Here is a 15,090-nt window from a genome sequence, read left to right as displayed (position 1 = left end):
TTCGTGTATCGATATACCATCCTACCATCTTGCGAGTATATAAATCCATGATACTGGCTAAATACAACCAGCCTTCATCGGTAGAAATGTACGTAATATCTGCCATCCATACTTCATTCGGAGCCGTTGCTTGGAAGTTTTGTTTCAATAGATTGTCATATACGTTGTAAGGATGGTTACTGTTCGTAGTGGCTTTGAATTTACGGACGGTAATGGATCTCAAGCCTTCTTCCCTCATGATGCGAGCGACCGTCTTTTGAGACACTCGAATCCCTTGTTTGCCTAGTTCTTGCGTAATTTTCGGGCTTCCGTAAATCTTACGGGACTTTAGATACTCATTTCGAATCTGTTGAGTGAGTTGTTCTTTTCGTTTTTTCTGTTTACTTTTCGGACGCTTGAGCCAGTCGTAATACCCACTTCTTGAAACACCGAGCACTTGACACATCTTCACCACGCGAAATTCGTTTCGGTGTTGAAAAATGAATGCGTAAATTACTTCTGGTTTCTGGTGAAGATGCCTAACGCCTTTTTTAGGATCGCTAATTCCTCCTCCAACTCTTGATTACGACGGCGTAACTCAATGATTTCTTGATTTTGTGGCTTGATGTTGCCTGAACCCACAAAACTCTTTCCGTTGCTTTCTTTGTATTCTTTCACCCAACGGTGAAGAGTGTTGTAAGCCAAACCTAACTCTTTTGCCACTTGGGCGATGGACTTGTCCCCCTCCAAGCATAACTCAACCGCTTGAATCTTGTACTCTTTGTCAAATGTTCTCTTTTTCATGATTGGACACCTCGAACCTATTGGAATTAAGTTTATTATCATCTCCCTGTTCTCCATGTCCACTTTTTAGACTAACATCATACCCTCTTTATCACTCACATCAGGAGTTTTGGATGAATTACAATAGCCTAGAGACTTTCATGAAAAATTTAGGCACTAAAAAAATTGATAACCTTCAGGTAAATGTTGAAGCTTTTCAGTCCGAAATCATTGTTACATTTAGTTATAGATAAGAGGAGAAGAAATGGGTCAAATTCATACAATAAACGAGGAATCGAAAAGCAGAATTGTTATCTAACTTTCCCATCATATATGATCCCTAATTGGTTAATTTTCTTTTATAAACTAAAATCCATGTTTTAAAAAATAAACTTGACAGGAGCAAATAAGCTTCCTGTCTTATTTATTTAGGAATGGCCAAATCGTGCTTAATCCATAATTAAAAGTAGTATGCATAAACGACATGATTTTTATTTATGTTATTTTACAAATCAACGGGAATAATACCACATATGAGAAATCTGTTTCTGTGCATAATAATACATACACGAAACAAAGAATGGTGGAGGGATACAACATATGAACCAGGAGATTGACAATGTAAGCAAACAAACACCCAATTATATAAGGCTAACTGCCCCAGAGATTGCTGCCCTTTGGTCGCAATATCAAAGTGACACAATGGCCATTTGTGTTTACAAATACATGTTGAATATTGTGAAGGATGCATCTATTCGTCCTATTCTAGAGTTTGCCTTTAAATTAGCAGAGAGCCACATAACAAAAGTAAAGGACTATTTAAGTCAAGATGAGTTCCCGATTCCTCACGGATTTAATGAGGCCGATATCAATCTGAGTGCTCCTAGGCTGTTTTCAGACGAAATTTGTTTAACTTACACGTACTTGATGGCGGTTAACGGGATGGCTTTGTATGCTGGTGCCATCGCCACAGCGATACGTAAAGATGTAAGGGATTACTTTATTCAATGTGAAGATGAATCGATGGAACTCTTTAATCAGTCCATCGATCTACTATTGCAAAAAGGATTTGTATCAAGGCCCCCATACATCTATCCTCGTAAAGAGGTGGAGTTTATTGAAAGTAAACGTTTTATGGGAAGCTTTCTAGGAGGAAAAAGGCCGCTCAGCTGTATAGAGATTAGCCATGTATATTGGGATTTGAAAAAAATTCAGCTAAGCAAAGCCTTTACGATGGCTTTCGCTCAAGTAGCTCAATCCAAAGAAGTCAGCAAACATTTATGGAGAGGGGTAGAAATTTACACGAAACAAGTTGAAGTCATGGAATCCATCTTATCTCAAGAACAGCTCTCTACTCCAAAATCAGAGGAAGCGGAAATTACAAATTCTACCGTTGCCCCTTTTTCTGATCGCTTGATGATGTATCATAAGACCCTTTTTGGTTCTACTACCTTGTCTCTGTATGGAACAGCGATAGGATCTTGCCAGCGCGCGGACTTATCCCTTCATTATGCAAGGTTCATGGCGGAACTTGCGCAGTATATGAAGGATGCGTTTAGTTTGATGATTAAAAACAAATGGGTGGAACAGCCACCAATGGCGGAGGATAGAGAAGCACTTGCCACAGAACAATAATAAAAGAAGAGGAATGTGATGTGATTTCAAAAAAGCAAAAGTCACCAAATTAACCATCGCGTGATTACTTTTCAAGACGTTCACCATTAGCAGTTGATGTTTTTTAGCTTCGTTTATATTTTTAGCCATGCGGAGGTTCCCTTCAAATAGGCAGAAGGGAACTATAATTGTATTTAAAGGGAGATGCTAAAGAAGCAAAAAGTTTGATAAACAAATTAGAACATGAATGAAGTTATATGAATGGTCAAAGTGTATATCATGTCGAAAAAGATATCTTAACAAAAATTAAGATTAAAATAATGACATAATGCTTACAAATTTAACGAAAATGAAAATAAGGAGGGATTTTTAATATAGAGGATTGCTGCAAGTTAAGGAAATTTACAAGCAAGGAATTGCGGCAGGACAAGCAACGTTGAAACGACAGTACCGTCATTAGAAAAATGGGAATCGACTATTGCCGCAAATTTATGTGTAGTCGCTGAAGACGAAGAAAGACATTAAAGGCTGGTGTAAAAGTAAGGTATCAGATCGCTGAGAGGTGAGTGCGTATGTTCGAGATGTGAGCCGGGGAAAGGGAGTTGGAAAACAACTTCTTAAGACGAAATAATAATTCTTGTTCCTTTTTACCTTCCTTGCCACTTACCGTCTTGACAAGAAATAACAGACAGAATATTATAAAAATGACTTCGTTGTTGGTGTTTTAATCTGAGGGCAATGCTTGTTTTCATTGATTGGAGATGGAAACACAACCCCGTCGTATCTTTATTGATATGACGGGGTTTTTTATATATTAGGAGGTGAGGTCATCCTTAGCAACTCTACCATTTTAAAAGCTATTATTAAGTATAAGGAGGATCATTGCATGAACAGATGGCTTTCGGTGGTTTTGAGCATGTCACTTGTATTCAGTGCATTTTTTTGGGTTTCTGATACACAGAAAGTTACCGTTGAAGCAGCTGGAAATCTTAATAAGGTAAACTTTACATCGGATATTGTTTATCAAATTGTGGTAGACCGCTTTGTGGATGGAAATACATCTAATAATCCAAGTGGATCCTTATTTAGCTCAGGATGTACGAATTTACGCAAGTATTGCGGTGGTGATTGGCAAGGTATTATTAACAAAATTAACGATGGATATTTAACAGAAATGGGTGTAACAGCGATATGGATATCCCAACCAGTGGAAAATGTATTTGCTGTTATGAACGATGCCGATGGCTCTACATCATACCACGGTTATTGGGCACGTGACTTTAAAAAGACGAACCCCTTCTTCGGTACCCTAAGTGATTTCCAACGCTTAGTCGATGCCGCACATGCTAAAGGAATAAAAGTAATCATTGACTTTGCACCGAATCATACTTCTCCTGCTTCAGAAACTAATCCTTCTTATATGGAAAATGGTCGTCTTTATGATAACGGTACGTTAATTGGTGGTTACACAAATGATACCAATAGTTATTTCCATCACAATGGCGGAACGACGTTTTCAAACTTAGAGGATGGTATTTATCGGAATTTGTTTGATTTGGCAGACTTTAATCATCAAAATCAATTTATTGATAAATATTTAAAAGATGCGATAAAATTGTGGCTCGATATGGGGATTGACGGTATCCGCATGGATGCGGTTAAGCACATGCCATTCGGCTGGCAAAAATCGTTCATGGATGAGGTTTATGACTATCGTCCTGTCTTTACATTTGGGGAATGGTTTTTGTCGGAAAATGAAGTTGATTCCAATAATCACTTCTTCGCGAATGAAAGTGGAATGAGTTTACTTGATTTTCGTTTCGGACAAAAGCTTCGCCAAGTATTGCGCAATAACAGCGATGATTGGTATGGATTTAACCAAATGATTCAAGATACAGCATCGGCATACGATGAGGTTATCGATCAAGTAACATTCATAGACAATCATGATATGGATCGGTTTATGGTTGACGAGGGAGATCCACGCAAGGTTGATATAGCGCTCGCCGTTTTATTGACATCCCGTGGTGTGCCGAATATTTATTATGGTACGGAACAATATATGACTGGAAACGGTGATCCTAATAACCGTAAAATGATGACTTCATTTAATAAAAATACCCGTGCTTATCAAGTAATTCAGAAACTATCTTCCCTTCGACGAAGCAATCCGGCGCTCTCTTATGGTGATACAGAACAGAGATGGATTAATAGTGATGTATACATTTATGAGAGACAGTTTGGAAAAGATGTTGTATTAGTCGCTGTTAATCGCAGTTTAAGCAAAAGCTATTCGATTACTGGCCTATTTACAGCATTACCATCAGGAACCTATACGGATCAGCTTGGCGCTCTTTTAGACGGAAATACAATTCAAGTCGGTTCAAATGGAGCAGTTAACGCATTTGACTTAGGACCAGGGGAAGTTGGTGTATGGACATATAGTGCAGCAGAAAGTGTGCCAATTATTGGTCATATTGGACCGATGATGGGGCAGGTCGGTCACAAATTAACCATTGACGGTGAAGGATTCGGAACAAATGTTGGTACCGTGAAATTCGGAAACACAGTCGCATCCGTAGTGTCTTGGTCTAACAATCAAATCACTGTAACTGTACCGAATATACCTGCAGGAAAATATAACATTACCGTCCAAACATCCGGAGGGCAAGTGAGCGCTGCCTATGATAATTTTGAAGTATTAACGAATGACCAAGTATCTGTTCGTTTTGTTGTAAACAACGCCAACACAAACTGGGGAGAAAACGTTTATCTTGTCGGTAATGTGCATGAACTTGGCAATTGGAATACAAGCAAAGCAATTGGTCCATTATTTAACCAAGTTATTTACTCCTATCCTACATGGTATGTTGATGTCAGCGTACCAGAAGGAAAGACAATTGAGTTTAAGTTTATTAAAAAAGACGGAAGTGGCAATGTTATTTGGGAAAGCGGTTCCAATCACGTTTATACTACACCTACGAGTACAACAGGAACCGTAAATGTAAACTGGCAGTATTAATTAAGAAAGATAATACAATCCTTTGTCCGAAGAATAGCTGAAGCTTCCTTGTATCCTCACAAACATATAAGCAGTAAGGATATCAAAATCCCCTTTAGGCTAACTAAAGGGGAGGTCTTTTATCTTTGTTTCTCTTTTTCATTGGGATAAAACTCATGAAACATCTTCATCAGTAACTCATCGAGATCGAGATTATTTATGTAAACATTAGCAAATGCGTTCTTATTTGTCTATATACAAGATAGTAAAATATGTAAAATTCAGAAACTAAAAAGAACAAAACACGCTGTTGCTTATAAAGAAAGGGAAGTTAAGTAGCGAATAACTACTCTTATATTTTTAGATTTTAGTTTACATAATATAAATTATAGGAAGTTATACGAGAATTATCTCAAATATGAAGTAAACTCATTAAATTGAGACAAAAAAGAAAAATGAAACGTGCAGCGGCTTTCCATGATGATTTCTACACGGATCCACTGCACGTCAATGTCTTTTACGCTGTTGATGTATGGATGCGTTTGAAGCATTGCGATTCAATCCTTCCAAGAGAATTAAGCAATATCGATACTGTGGTAGCGCACACCTTTATATTGAACACGAACGGAAGCCTGTTTTTCTTTTTCGTATGCTGCTAAAAGTTTTTTTGCTTTTAAAAACGCTTCCATCATGCCAGCTGCATGAATTGTTTCTTCCCACATCGATCCCTTCGGATGATCTGTATAAAAAACAAATACATACTGTTTCAATAATCTCACCTCCTATCTACTATTATAGAGAAAATCTGTGTCCATTAAAACTAATAAACTGTTACAGTTGTGTTAACTTTTTATCAACCATTTTTACATTAAAGCATTTTTCCTAATGGAGACTGCTCGTTAATGAACGGTTGAATTTCATACACAGAAATCGGAAAGTAAGGGATTCCATATGCATAGGCGGTCAATTCATACAATTGATAAAAAAGCACAAGAGCCTTATCTGAGATATAAAAGTCTTGATTTGAAGATATCTCCTTAAAAGGCGGATTTAAAAGAAAAATATCCCGCTCTTTAATTTGTTTTGCTACGATACTTGATAAGGTCTTAACATAATCGGCTTGAGGTAAAAATAACTCATGAAGGGAATATTTCTTGCCTGTTTTCGTATCAAAGGTCAGACCTTTTACAACGGTCATTCCATGAGCTCCTCCTGAATAAGCATAGTTGCTCATAGTTAAGCTTAACACGCCTCTTTCGTTCGTTTTCAACTCATAGCTTCCTGTGATCTCCGTTAGCGGATTTTGATAAAATCCTTGCTGAACCATTAATTTTTTCATTAACGACGTAATTTCATAATTGATTTTGTGCTCTGCCTCTTTATTTGGCAATCCGTATACAATCGGATAATATAACTCCATTCGCTTTTGTTTTACATGTGCAGTCCGAATTTGGACAGGTATATCTACAACCATATGTGGTTTCCTCCCTTTCCATTATTTGAAAAAAACGATCTCTTCCGCTCCAAGCTTTTCGTGTTGTGCTACTTCCCTGTTTTCCACCATATTCAATCGCAATAAAAAACGTGTAGCGAAAGCGCCACACGTTAAAAAAGTTGCTGAGATCTTTTCACTCTCAGTTGTGTTGGTTTTTATATTGTTCCACAGCTTCTGTATAGCGGGCCATTACTTCATCCTTTGACCACGATAATTGCTGGCATAAATAATCGATCACCAACGCATCATCCGCTATGCCTGCAGCAAAGCTTCGTTTCATCCATCGTTCCGCTTCTTCAAACGTAGAAAAAGAAACCGCAGGCACTAAAGCAGCTCCCCATACCTTCCATTTTTTCTGCTCATCGCAAAAAGCAGCCAAAAGCCACTGATCTTGATGATTTTTAAAGAAGATTCCCGCAGCATGTTCCTTCTGATTGAAACGGTTTTGTTCAGCATCAAGATAAACCGGAGGAAGCTGAAAAGCAGGTGCGGCAAAGCGCAGAAACGCATCCGCATCGGCTGAACAGCCTGAAGCTTTTGGATGGCCGCCTCCGCCAAATCTTTGGGCAAATTCTGCGACGTTCACCTCATCATGGATAGTGCGAAAGCCGATATGCTTTGTTCCCGGATTGACCATCGCAATCATATCTAGATGAGGAAGTCGTTTAGATAAAGCATTTCCTAATTCTGATATATACTGTTCTGCAAAAACAATCCCGACACAACGACCTTCAATCCATGTTTGAACGATTTGCTTTTGTTTAAGGCGAATATAGCGTTGGATTTTCTTTTCTTCGATTTGCAGCACAAACGCTTCTAAATCAGTAAACGCAAACGATGACTCCTTTTGTTGTAGTCGTTCGAGCATTTGCCTAACAAACTCATCAATGCCAAGCATAGATAATAAATCATTTAAATGCTTCGCCTGCACATTGTTATTTTCATCCCATTCCCACGTGTCATATTGACGGACAAGTTCAACGAATTCATCCAATATTTCTTTTCTTTCTAATTTTTGTTCCCGGATGAGATATTCATAAAACAAAGAAGTAGCACATGTCTTCTTTCCGCATTCATCTACAGGTACTACCCATCCCCATGGATGTCGATTAAAATGAAGAGCCGTGATGTGATGATCAATCATTTGTACATGCTTGCCGGTTTTAAATCGGTGGTCCAGCATTTCTTCTATCTCATGATTGACAGCTAAATCGGTGATCCATACAAATGCGGAATCATGCTGACGATTCTCAAGAAAACTCCTTACCCGTTCGTTCAAATTTCGATACGAACAGTAGGAAACATCAACCTCGCTTCCAAAGGCAAGAGTAGCTAATAAACCGCAACCTACCCCATCTAAATCGCTGTCAGTAAATAATTTCATCATCAGCGAAACATCCCCCTTATCTTCTTTATTTATACCAAGCTTTTATGCAGTAATTTTTTCAATAGAGGGAACAGAATGTCTGGCAGCTGTTCAACATTCGAGACGATGATGCAATGTTTTCCGTAAATATTCTGGATCGTTCGCTGCTGTTCTTCCGTAATTTCTCCATTTGCTAAAAATACATTCAGCACTTCAATTCCTCTTTTTCGTGCCTCAAGCACTGCTTCATGAGTGTCGATAATGCCGTTTTGTTCATAGTGATATGCCGCCGGCTCTCCATCTGAAAACACTAATAAAAATTTTTGTTTCTCCGTACGCCGCAGCAGCTGCTCTGTCATAAGCCGGATGGCAAAACCGTCGCGATTATCCTCTTGAGGCTCAAGCTGAAGAATTTCTGGTCCTGTCTGTTTCTTTAACGATTCGGAAAAGGAGATCATCGTTTGGAAATAATTCGGTTGCTTCGTTTCCATCGCTTCGTTGGAATCTTCCCAAAAGCCGACAACTTCGTGGAACACCCGCACGGATTTTAGTGATTCATGAAATAAAATAATTCCCCGCTTCGTTTCCTCCATCTTATCGTACATGGAGGCGGAACAGTCGACTAAAAGGGTAAAGACCGCGTCCAGTTCCGGAGAAGGGGTTCGCTTTTTATAAAAAAGGCGCGGCTGCTCATCTGTCCAAAGCCGGAGAAGCTTTTTATGCAAGCGGCCAAAGTGCAGATCGGTTCGTGGCAATGCTTGCTTATGCTCTAATGTTTTTTCTATCATTTTTTTCAACTTTTTTTGATAAGCGATAATCTCAAGCTTCTTTTTCTCATATTCTTCCTGTTCTTGGACAGAAGGAGAATGCGGAGTGAGAAAGATCGCTTCCGCATGCCGGTTTTCTTTGCCATAAGCTTCACCGCCGCCGGATTGTCGGACATCCTGCTTCCTCTCAAGGCTGATTGGTCTTGTGTACTCATTCCGGCTGCTTTTTTGCGCAGAGCCTTGAACCATTCCTAACGCCAGGTCACCATCTTCTCCCGGCCGGCCGCCTTTTCCTAACAAATGGGTCCGAGATCCTTGTTCCAATTCAAACTGCAAAAAGCTTTTTGTCATATCGCTCGTTTCGCGGTGCCACGTCGGCAGCTCTTGATCGTGAATGTTTTCATCCCCGCTTTTTTGCTTATCAAGCACATCGCAGTTGTTTAAACGGCTGCTTCGTTTAAGATCTGCCAATGTCATATGTGCTTCTTCTTGATTATACGCACGCTGCGGCAAATAAAAATACGTGTTTAACATATCATGTTCCAACACATCCTCTAGTGCTTCCGTGAGCAACAAAACGAGACGAGCGATGTCTTTCGTGGAAGAAGCATCAAACAGATGGCCGATCGTCTGCCGAATCCATGGGATCATTGGATCGATGCGTTCATGGATGAACGGTACATCCTCAAGCGGGGATGCAGATGTCAAAAGCAAGTACAGCACTGCAAAAAGAGCATCCGTATAGACGCTCTTTGTCAGGTTGGCTTGCGCTTGGCTTTGAAAGTAGCGGCGATACACATCTCGGCGAGTATCAAACCACTTTTTCGTACCGGGTCGCTCTTTTTTGCAAAGCTCCTCTAGCCGCAAGTCTTCAGCCAGCATCAATAGTTGCTTCGCAAAGCTGGGCATCGATAATCGATTGGCTTTTTGGATAAAGGCTGTCACTGCGTCGATATCAGTATAATAAAGGGTTCCGATGGCGCGAAGGCATACATCCGTTTTTAAGCCATGCAGCTTTTCTGTTTCCGGCCGATTATCCCAAAAATAGCTCACATACAGCTTTCGAGCTGGGAAGTCAACATATGATTGAAAGCCGAACTCAACTTCCCACTCACTTTGTTTTGTCAGCGTCTTCGCTAAATCGGACAGCTGCATGAATAAAAAGGAATCGATTTTTTTATCGTTAAATTGAATGAACCGTTTCATTTTTACACCCTCACTCAAAGAGAGTTTCTGCGATGTTTCTTACAGCCGCCTTTTCACGCTCGTCCTCAAGCTTATCGATAATGGCCCGTTCAATGGCTCTGAGCGGCGGCAAATAGACCGCTAAATCACACGCATCGATTAAAGCGCGGATCGAAGCGGCTTCTTCGGAAATTTGTCCATTTCTTACTTGAGCGATTAAATCAGACGATAGAGTAACAAAACGATGGATTAAAGCCTCGTCTTTCAAAAGGCTCTGTGTCTGTAACACATTTTTCAATGCACCACCTTGAACATATGGAACATCGATGACAACAAAACGGTTTTTCAACGCTTCATTAAGCGGAACCGTTCCCACATATCCTTCATTGATCGCCGCAATGACGCCAAATGTTTTTTCTGCCTTTACTACCTCTCCAGTAAACGGGTTCGTAATCATTTTTCGGTAATCAAGCACGCCATTTAAAATAGGGAGCGTTTCTGGTTTAGCCATATTAATTTCATCAATATACAATAAATGCCCCTTTTTCATCGCTTGGATCACTGGACCAGGAATAAACTCGATCGCTGTTTTTCCATCATGTTCATTAATCGTCTTAAAACCAAGAAGCGCTTCTGCATCCAAGTCCACCGAACAATTCACACTATGCATCGGCTGGCTGAATAAGTGGGACAGCGTCTCGGCAAGTTTTGTTTTTCCAGCCCCTGTGGGACCTTTTAGCAACACGTTTTTCCCGAGTGCCAAAGCAATGATCGCATCATACACAATCGTTTCATTTTCGGCTGTATAGCCGCCTTTTCCAATGAGATACGCATCTTTCTCACGAGCAAACTGCTCGTTTCGCTCTCGAATCATTTGCTCAATCATGGGAGGCAATGATAGAACGTTCATGGTGTCCGTCGCCCTTTCTTTATAAATACATACGATATCATTCTACTAAATGCTAAGCCTAGATGCAAAGAAACTGTAAGTATCACATAAACACATTATGTAAACAATTAGTGATATGGAGGAGAACAAGTCCTCCTCTCAACTAAAATTATCTTGAATGGCTTTGCGAATCAATGCCTCACAGCGGTCTAATTCGGCTTTTAATTGCCGCTTGTATAGCTTTGCTTTCTCATATCCTCCATCAGCAAAACGGTAATACACTACCTCTTGATACTTCATTCCTTCTTTTTTTTGTTTCATTTGCTTCAAAATTCCGTCCTCAATTAAATCATGAAGCGCTTTATATACTTCGGAGTGGTTCGGCTTATATCCATACGGTTTAAATTCTTGGCGCAGAACATCTAATATTTTGAGGCCATAAAGGCGTTCCTGCTCAGTTAATGTAATTAAGTACAGCTTTAAAAAGGCTCGCTGCTTCAGCAAAAACCCGCTTGACGTCCGCTTTTCCCGCATTTGCCTTCCTCCTTTCGCTTTTCAGGGTTGTATTTATATTCATTCCATTTTGTTTACAGAAATCCTGCTTTTTTCTTATGTTTTTATTTAGAACATAGTTTATTTTAACATAAAATAAAACGGAACGCCTCGATCATGGGGACGTTCCATTATTGGTCAATATCAAGAAAATACAATGGTTTTATTTTCATGGATGATGACTCTGTCTTCTAAATGCCATTTCAAGGCTCTGGCAAGGACCGTTTTTTCAATAATGCGTCCAACCCGTTTTAAATCGTCTGGATGATAGCGATGATCCACTCTCGCCACATCTTGTTCAATAATCGGCCCTTCATCTAGGTCATCTGTCACATAATGAGAAGTGGCTCCGATCAGTTTCACTCCTCTTCTGTAAGCTTGTTCATATGGTCTGGCGCCAATAAAGGCCGGTAAAAATGAATGATGGATGTTAATAATTTGAAACGGGAATTCCGCTACAAAGGCTGGTGATAAAATTTGCATATAACGGGCAAGGACAATCGTATCTACCTTATGTTCCTTCAATAACGCGATTTGCTTTCTTTCCGCTTCGTTTTTTCCTTCCTTCGTCACGGGTATGTAATAGTAAGGAATCCCGAGAGCTTCCACGCTCTCGCGCATATGTTCATGGTTGCTTATCACAAAAGCGATATCGGCCAGCAGTTCTCCTGCCTCCCATTCCCATAACAGCTCGAGCAAACAATGCTCTTCTTTTGAAACAAAAATGGCCATTTTTTTTAAATCGTTATGTAAACTTAAACGCCACTTCATTTCAAATGTCTCGGCAATTTTTGCAAATTCCTTTTCCATTTCTGCTTTCTTTGCCGTCATATCCGGGCAGTCAAATTCAATCCGCAAGAAAAAGGTGCCTCCCTGTGGATCGGTCGAATACTGGCTTGATTCGACAATATTGGCTCCTTGCTCATATAAAAAGCTCGTCACCGCCGCTACGATGCCCAGCTGATCTGGGCAAGCAATCAATAAACGGGCACGATTTTGATAGTTTTGCAGAAATGTCTGCAAACGACGTTCTCGAAAAATATGCATAAAAAAATCCCCCTCTTTTTTCATTTCTTCTCATCATACAAAAAAACAGTTGGCATGCCAACTGTTTTTACTGAAATAACGATACATATTCGCCATAGCCCTCTTTTTCCAAATCCTCTTTTGGAATAAACCGCAGCGCTGCTGAGTTGATGCAATAGCGCAGTCCAGTTGGCGCCGGCCCGTCATTAAACACATGCCCCAAATGCGAATCGGCTCCGCGGCTGCGCACTTCGGTCCGAATCATGCCGTGGCTTACATCTAGCTCCGTTTGGATATTTTCCGGACGAAGCGGTTGCGTAAAACTTGGCCACCCGCAACCTGAATCAAATTGGTCAAGCGTGCTAAATAACGGCTCTCCCGATACGATATCGACGTAAATCCCTTCGCGTTGGTTATTCCAGTAAGGATTATCAAACGGAGGCTCTGTCGCGTTGCGCTGTGTCACCTCGAACTGAAGCGGCGTCAGTTTTTTTCTTAGCATTTCCTCTCTTTTTTCATCACGCCAATGCTTTTTCAAAAACGCATCTCGGCCGGAACCGATCCGATAAAGCTTATAACGAAGCGGATTTTTTTTATGATAGTTTTGATGGTAATCTTCCGCCGGATAAAATATAGAAGCAGGCAAAATTTGCGTCACAATCGGTTTCGAAAACCGGCCGCTCGCTTCCAGCTCCCGTTTGGATTGCTCGGCTAATTGACGCTGTTGCTCATTATGATAAAAAATGGCCGTACGGTAGGATTCCCCTCGATCGTGAAATTGCCCGCCAGCATCCGTTGGGTCGATTTGCTGCCAATAAATATCCAGCAGTTTTTGATAAGGGAAAATAGCAGGATCAAATGTAATTTGGACAGCTTCGTAATGCCCTGTCGTATGCGTACACACTTCTTCATATGTAGGATTTTCTTTATGACCGCCTGTGTATCCAGATACGACCTTCATAATCCCCGGCTGCTCCTCAAACGGAGACACCATGCACCAAAAGCAGCCGCCAGCAAATGTAGCAAGCTCATATTCCATGTGGACCATCCTCCTTTATTTTTATCATACCAAAATAGGCAGCTTCCTTAAACAAAGAAGCTGCCTTAAACGTCACGCTATTTTGTTAAATCGCCGGCTGGACCGAAAAATTCGTAGTGAATCCTATCATCTGCTATGCCCCATTGTTTCAGTGCATGATAGACGGTTTTCATAAATGGGACGGGTCCGCATACATAAAAGTCGGCATGAGAATCTGGAACCATGGATTGGATCAGTGTCAAATCAACGAATCCTTCCTTCACAAAGTAAGGATTTTCGCGATCATGATTTTCAGGCGTTTGATAGCAAATTCCATATGAAAACGATGGATGCTCCTTCGCTAGGCGTGCAAGGTGAGCATCAAACGCGTGAACACGGCCATTGACAGCAGCATGAATGAACGTTACACATCGCTGTGGCTGTTTCGCTACTAATGTATTCGCCATGCTCAATAGCGGGGTCATGCCGACACCTCCGCTGATCAATACAACCGGTGTTTCTTTTGTCAAATCAAGGGTAAAATCGCCAGCTGGCGCGCTCAGCTCAAGCACGTCGCCTTCCTTCACCAAATCATGCAAATAATGAGACACAATGCCAGCCGGCTGAGCATCCGTTCCTGCTTCCCTCTTGACACTAATGCGGTAATATCCTGTTCCTGGGGCGTCAGACAAACTGTATTGGCGAATATGTGTATACTCTTCTCCAGGAATATGGACTTTCACGCTCACATATTGTCCCGGCAAAAAATCGCTAATGCCCCCGCCGTCTTCCGGTGCAAGATAGAAAGAGGTAATCACTGAACTTTCTTTGACTTTCTTTTGTACGACGAATCTTCGAAAATCCTTCCATCCCCCTGCTTTCATCGCCGCTTCATCATACAGTTGCTCTTCCACTTGAATGAAAACATTGGCGATCACTCTATAAGCCTCTTTCCACGCCTCGATGATCTCATCCGTCGCAGCATCTCCTAACACATCTTTAATTGCCAGCAATAAATGTTTCCCAACAATCGGATAATGCTCTTTTTTTACTCCTAAGCTGCGATGTTTATGGCCAATTTGCTTGACAACTGGCAAGATGGCTTCTAAGCGATCGATATGCTTGGCTGCCGCATAAACAGAAGCAGCGAGCGCTTTTTGCTGACGCCCTTGCTGTTGATGAGCATGGTTAAAGATGTTTAATAGCTCTGGATGATTGGAGAACATCAACTGATAAAATCGTTTCGTAATTTGCTCTCCGTATTTCTCCAACACTGGAACGGTTGATTGAATGATACGGATTGTTTTTTCATCTAGTAAGGAAGCTGTTTGATTCATCGTTCTTTCCCCTCCGCAAAAACATGTATTTTATATACATCTTTATTGAACCATAGGATTTTAGATAAAAGCAATATT

Annotated in this window: 13 protein-coding genes; 2 read left to right on the top strand and 11 right to left on the bottom strand. The window is 40.7% G+C overall.

The window, feature by feature from the left end:
- Together B6A27_RS09685 and B6A27_RS09680 are read right to left on the bottom strand one after the other, a co-directional pair.
- On the bottom strand, positions 1-481 hold a 481-nt coding region (locus B6A27_RS09685; RefSeq protein ID WP_236631832.1), incomplete at its 3' end, for an IS3 family transposase.
- 11 nt (positions 482-492) lie between these two features.
- Positions 493-783 (bottom strand): transposase, encoded by a 291-nt coding sequence (locus B6A27_RS09680; RefSeq protein WP_161491016.1) that lies wholly within the window; start codon positions 781-783, stop codon positions 493-495.
- Between the two features lie 579 nt (positions 784-1,362).
- On the opposite strand from B6A27_RS09680, the gene B6A27_RS09675 reads away from it, so the two are divergent.
- Together B6A27_RS09675 and B6A27_RS09665 are read left to right on the top strand one after the other, a co-directional pair.
- Positions 1,363-2,397, top strand: a complete 1,035-nt coding sequence (locus B6A27_RS09675; protein WP_080861998.1) for a DUF3231 family protein — start codon at positions 1,363-1,365, stop codon at positions 2,395-2,397.
- A gap of 865 nt (positions 2,398-3,262) precedes the next feature.
- Positions 3,263-5,398 (top strand): alpha-amylase family glycosyl hydrolase, encoded by a 2,136-nt coding sequence (locus B6A27_RS09665; RefSeq protein ID WP_080861997.1) that lies wholly within the window; start codon positions 3,263-3,265, stop codon positions 5,396-5,398.
- Between the two features lie 554 nt (positions 5,399-5,952).
- Here B6A27_RS09665 and B6A27_RS09660 read toward each other — a convergent pair.
- The 9 genes from B6A27_RS09660 to hmpA form a co-directional block, all read right to left on the bottom strand.
- Positions 5,953-6,156 carry a hypothetical protein gene (locus tag B6A27_RS09660; protein WP_369815554.1) on the bottom strand — a complete coding sequence of 68 codons (204 nt, stop codon included), beginning with the start codon at positions 6,154-6,156 and terminating at the stop codon, positions 5,953-5,955.
- Positions 6,157-6,245: 89 nt separating this feature from the next.
- A complete protein-coding gene (locus tag B6A27_RS09655; RefSeq protein WP_080861996.1) occupies positions 6,246-6,851 on the bottom strand; it encodes a DUF3298 and DUF4163 domain-containing protein in 606 nt (201 codons plus the stop codon).
- A gap of 160 nt (positions 6,852-7,011) precedes the next feature.
- Positions 7,012-8,259: a DHH family phosphoesterase gene (locus B6A27_RS09650; RefSeq protein ID WP_080861995.1), complete on the bottom strand. Its 1,248-nt coding sequence runs from the start codon at positions 8,257-8,259 to the stop codon at positions 7,012-7,014.
- A 29-nt stretch (positions 8,260-8,288) separates the two neighbouring features.
- A complete protein-coding gene (locus B6A27_RS09645) occupies positions 8,289-10,211 on the bottom strand; it encodes a vWA domain-containing protein (RefSeq protein ID WP_080861993.1) in 1,923 nt (640 codons plus the stop codon).
- Between the two features lie 10 nt (positions 10,212-10,221).
- Complete coding sequence (locus B6A27_RS09640) at positions 10,222-11,100, bottom strand: ATP-binding protein (protein ID WP_080861990.1); 879 nt, start codon at positions 11,098-11,100, stop codon at positions 10,222-10,224.
- A 138-nt stretch (positions 11,101-11,238) separates the two neighbouring features.
- Positions 11,239-11,613 carry a replication termination protein gene (locus B6A27_RS09635; protein WP_044742130.1) on the bottom strand — a complete coding sequence of 125 codons (375 nt, stop codon included), beginning with the start codon at positions 11,611-11,613 and terminating at the stop codon, positions 11,239-11,241.
- Between the two features lie 162 nt (positions 11,614-11,775).
- Positions 11,776-12,678, bottom strand: coding sequence for a formyltetrahydrofolate deformylase (gene purU / locus B6A27_RS09630; protein WP_066149301.1), 903 nt, complete (start codon positions 12,676-12,678; stop codon positions 11,776-11,778).
- A gap of 67 nt (positions 12,679-12,745) precedes the next feature.
- Positions 12,746-13,696, bottom strand: a complete 951-nt coding sequence (gene msrA / locus B6A27_RS09625) for a peptide-methionine (S)-S-oxide reductase MsrA (protein ID WP_080861988.1) — start codon at positions 13,694-13,696, stop codon at positions 12,746-12,748.
- 77 nt (positions 13,697-13,773) lie between these two features.
- Complete coding sequence (gene hmpA / locus B6A27_RS09620) at positions 13,774-15,012, bottom strand: NO-inducible flavohemoprotein (RefSeq protein WP_080861985.1); 1,239 nt, start codon at positions 15,010-15,012, stop codon at positions 13,774-13,776.
- Positions 15,013-15,090: the final 78 nt, after the last annotated feature.

This window comes from Anoxybacillus sp. UARK-01, from assembly GCF_002075365.1.
GTDB lineage: Bacteria > Bacillota > Bacilli > Bacillales > Anoxybacillaceae > Anoxybacteroides > Anoxybacteroides rupiense.
Note: the sequence above shows the minus strand (reverse complement) of the source record. Positions and strands in the feature narration are given on the sequence as shown.

What these genes read in the sequence shown, in the direction of transcription:
- B6A27_RS09645 (WP_080861993.1), bottom strand. Translation starts at nt 10,211, where the DNA reads ATGAAACGGTTCATTCAATTTAACGATAAAAAAATCGATTCCTTTTTA.
- purU (WP_066149301.1), bottom strand. Translation starts at nt 12,678, where the DNA reads ATGCATATTTTTCGAGAACGTCGTTTGCAGACATTTCTGCAAAACTAT.
- hmpA (WP_080861985.1), bottom strand. Translation starts at nt 15,012, where the DNA reads ATGAATCAAACAGCTTCCTTACTAGATGAAAAAACAATCCGTATCATT.
- B6A27_RS09635 (WP_044742130.1), bottom strand. Translation starts at nt 11,613, where the DNA reads ATGCGGGAAAAGCGGACGTCAAGCGGGTTTTTGCTGAAGCAGCGAGCC.
- B6A27_RS09665 (WP_080861997.1), top strand. Translation starts at nt 3,263, where the DNA reads ATGAACAGATGGCTTTCGGTGGTTTTGAGCATGTCACTTGTATTCAGT.
- B6A27_RS09640 (WP_080861990.1), bottom strand. Translation starts at nt 11,100, where the DNA reads ATGAACGTTCTATCATTGCCTCCCATGATTGAGCAAATGATTCGAGAG.
- B6A27_RS09675 (WP_080861998.1), top strand. Translation starts at nt 1,363, where the DNA reads ATGAACCAGGAGATTGACAATGTAAGCAAACAAACACCCAATTATATA.
- B6A27_RS09680 (WP_161491016.1), bottom strand. Translation starts at nt 783, where the DNA reads ATGAAAAAGAGAACATTTGACAAAGAGTACAAGATTCAAGCGGTTGAG.
- msrA (WP_080861988.1), bottom strand. Translation starts at nt 13,696, where the DNA reads ATGGAATATGAGCTTGCTACATTTGCTGGCGGCTGCTTTTGGTGCATG.
- B6A27_RS09650 (WP_080861995.1), bottom strand. Translation starts at nt 8,259, where the DNA reads ATGATGAAATTATTTACTGACAGCGATTTAGATGGGGTAGGTTGCGGT.
- B6A27_RS09655 (WP_080861996.1), bottom strand. Translation starts at nt 6,851, where the DNA reads ATGGTTGTAGATATACCTGTCCAAATTCGGACTGCACATGTAAAACAA.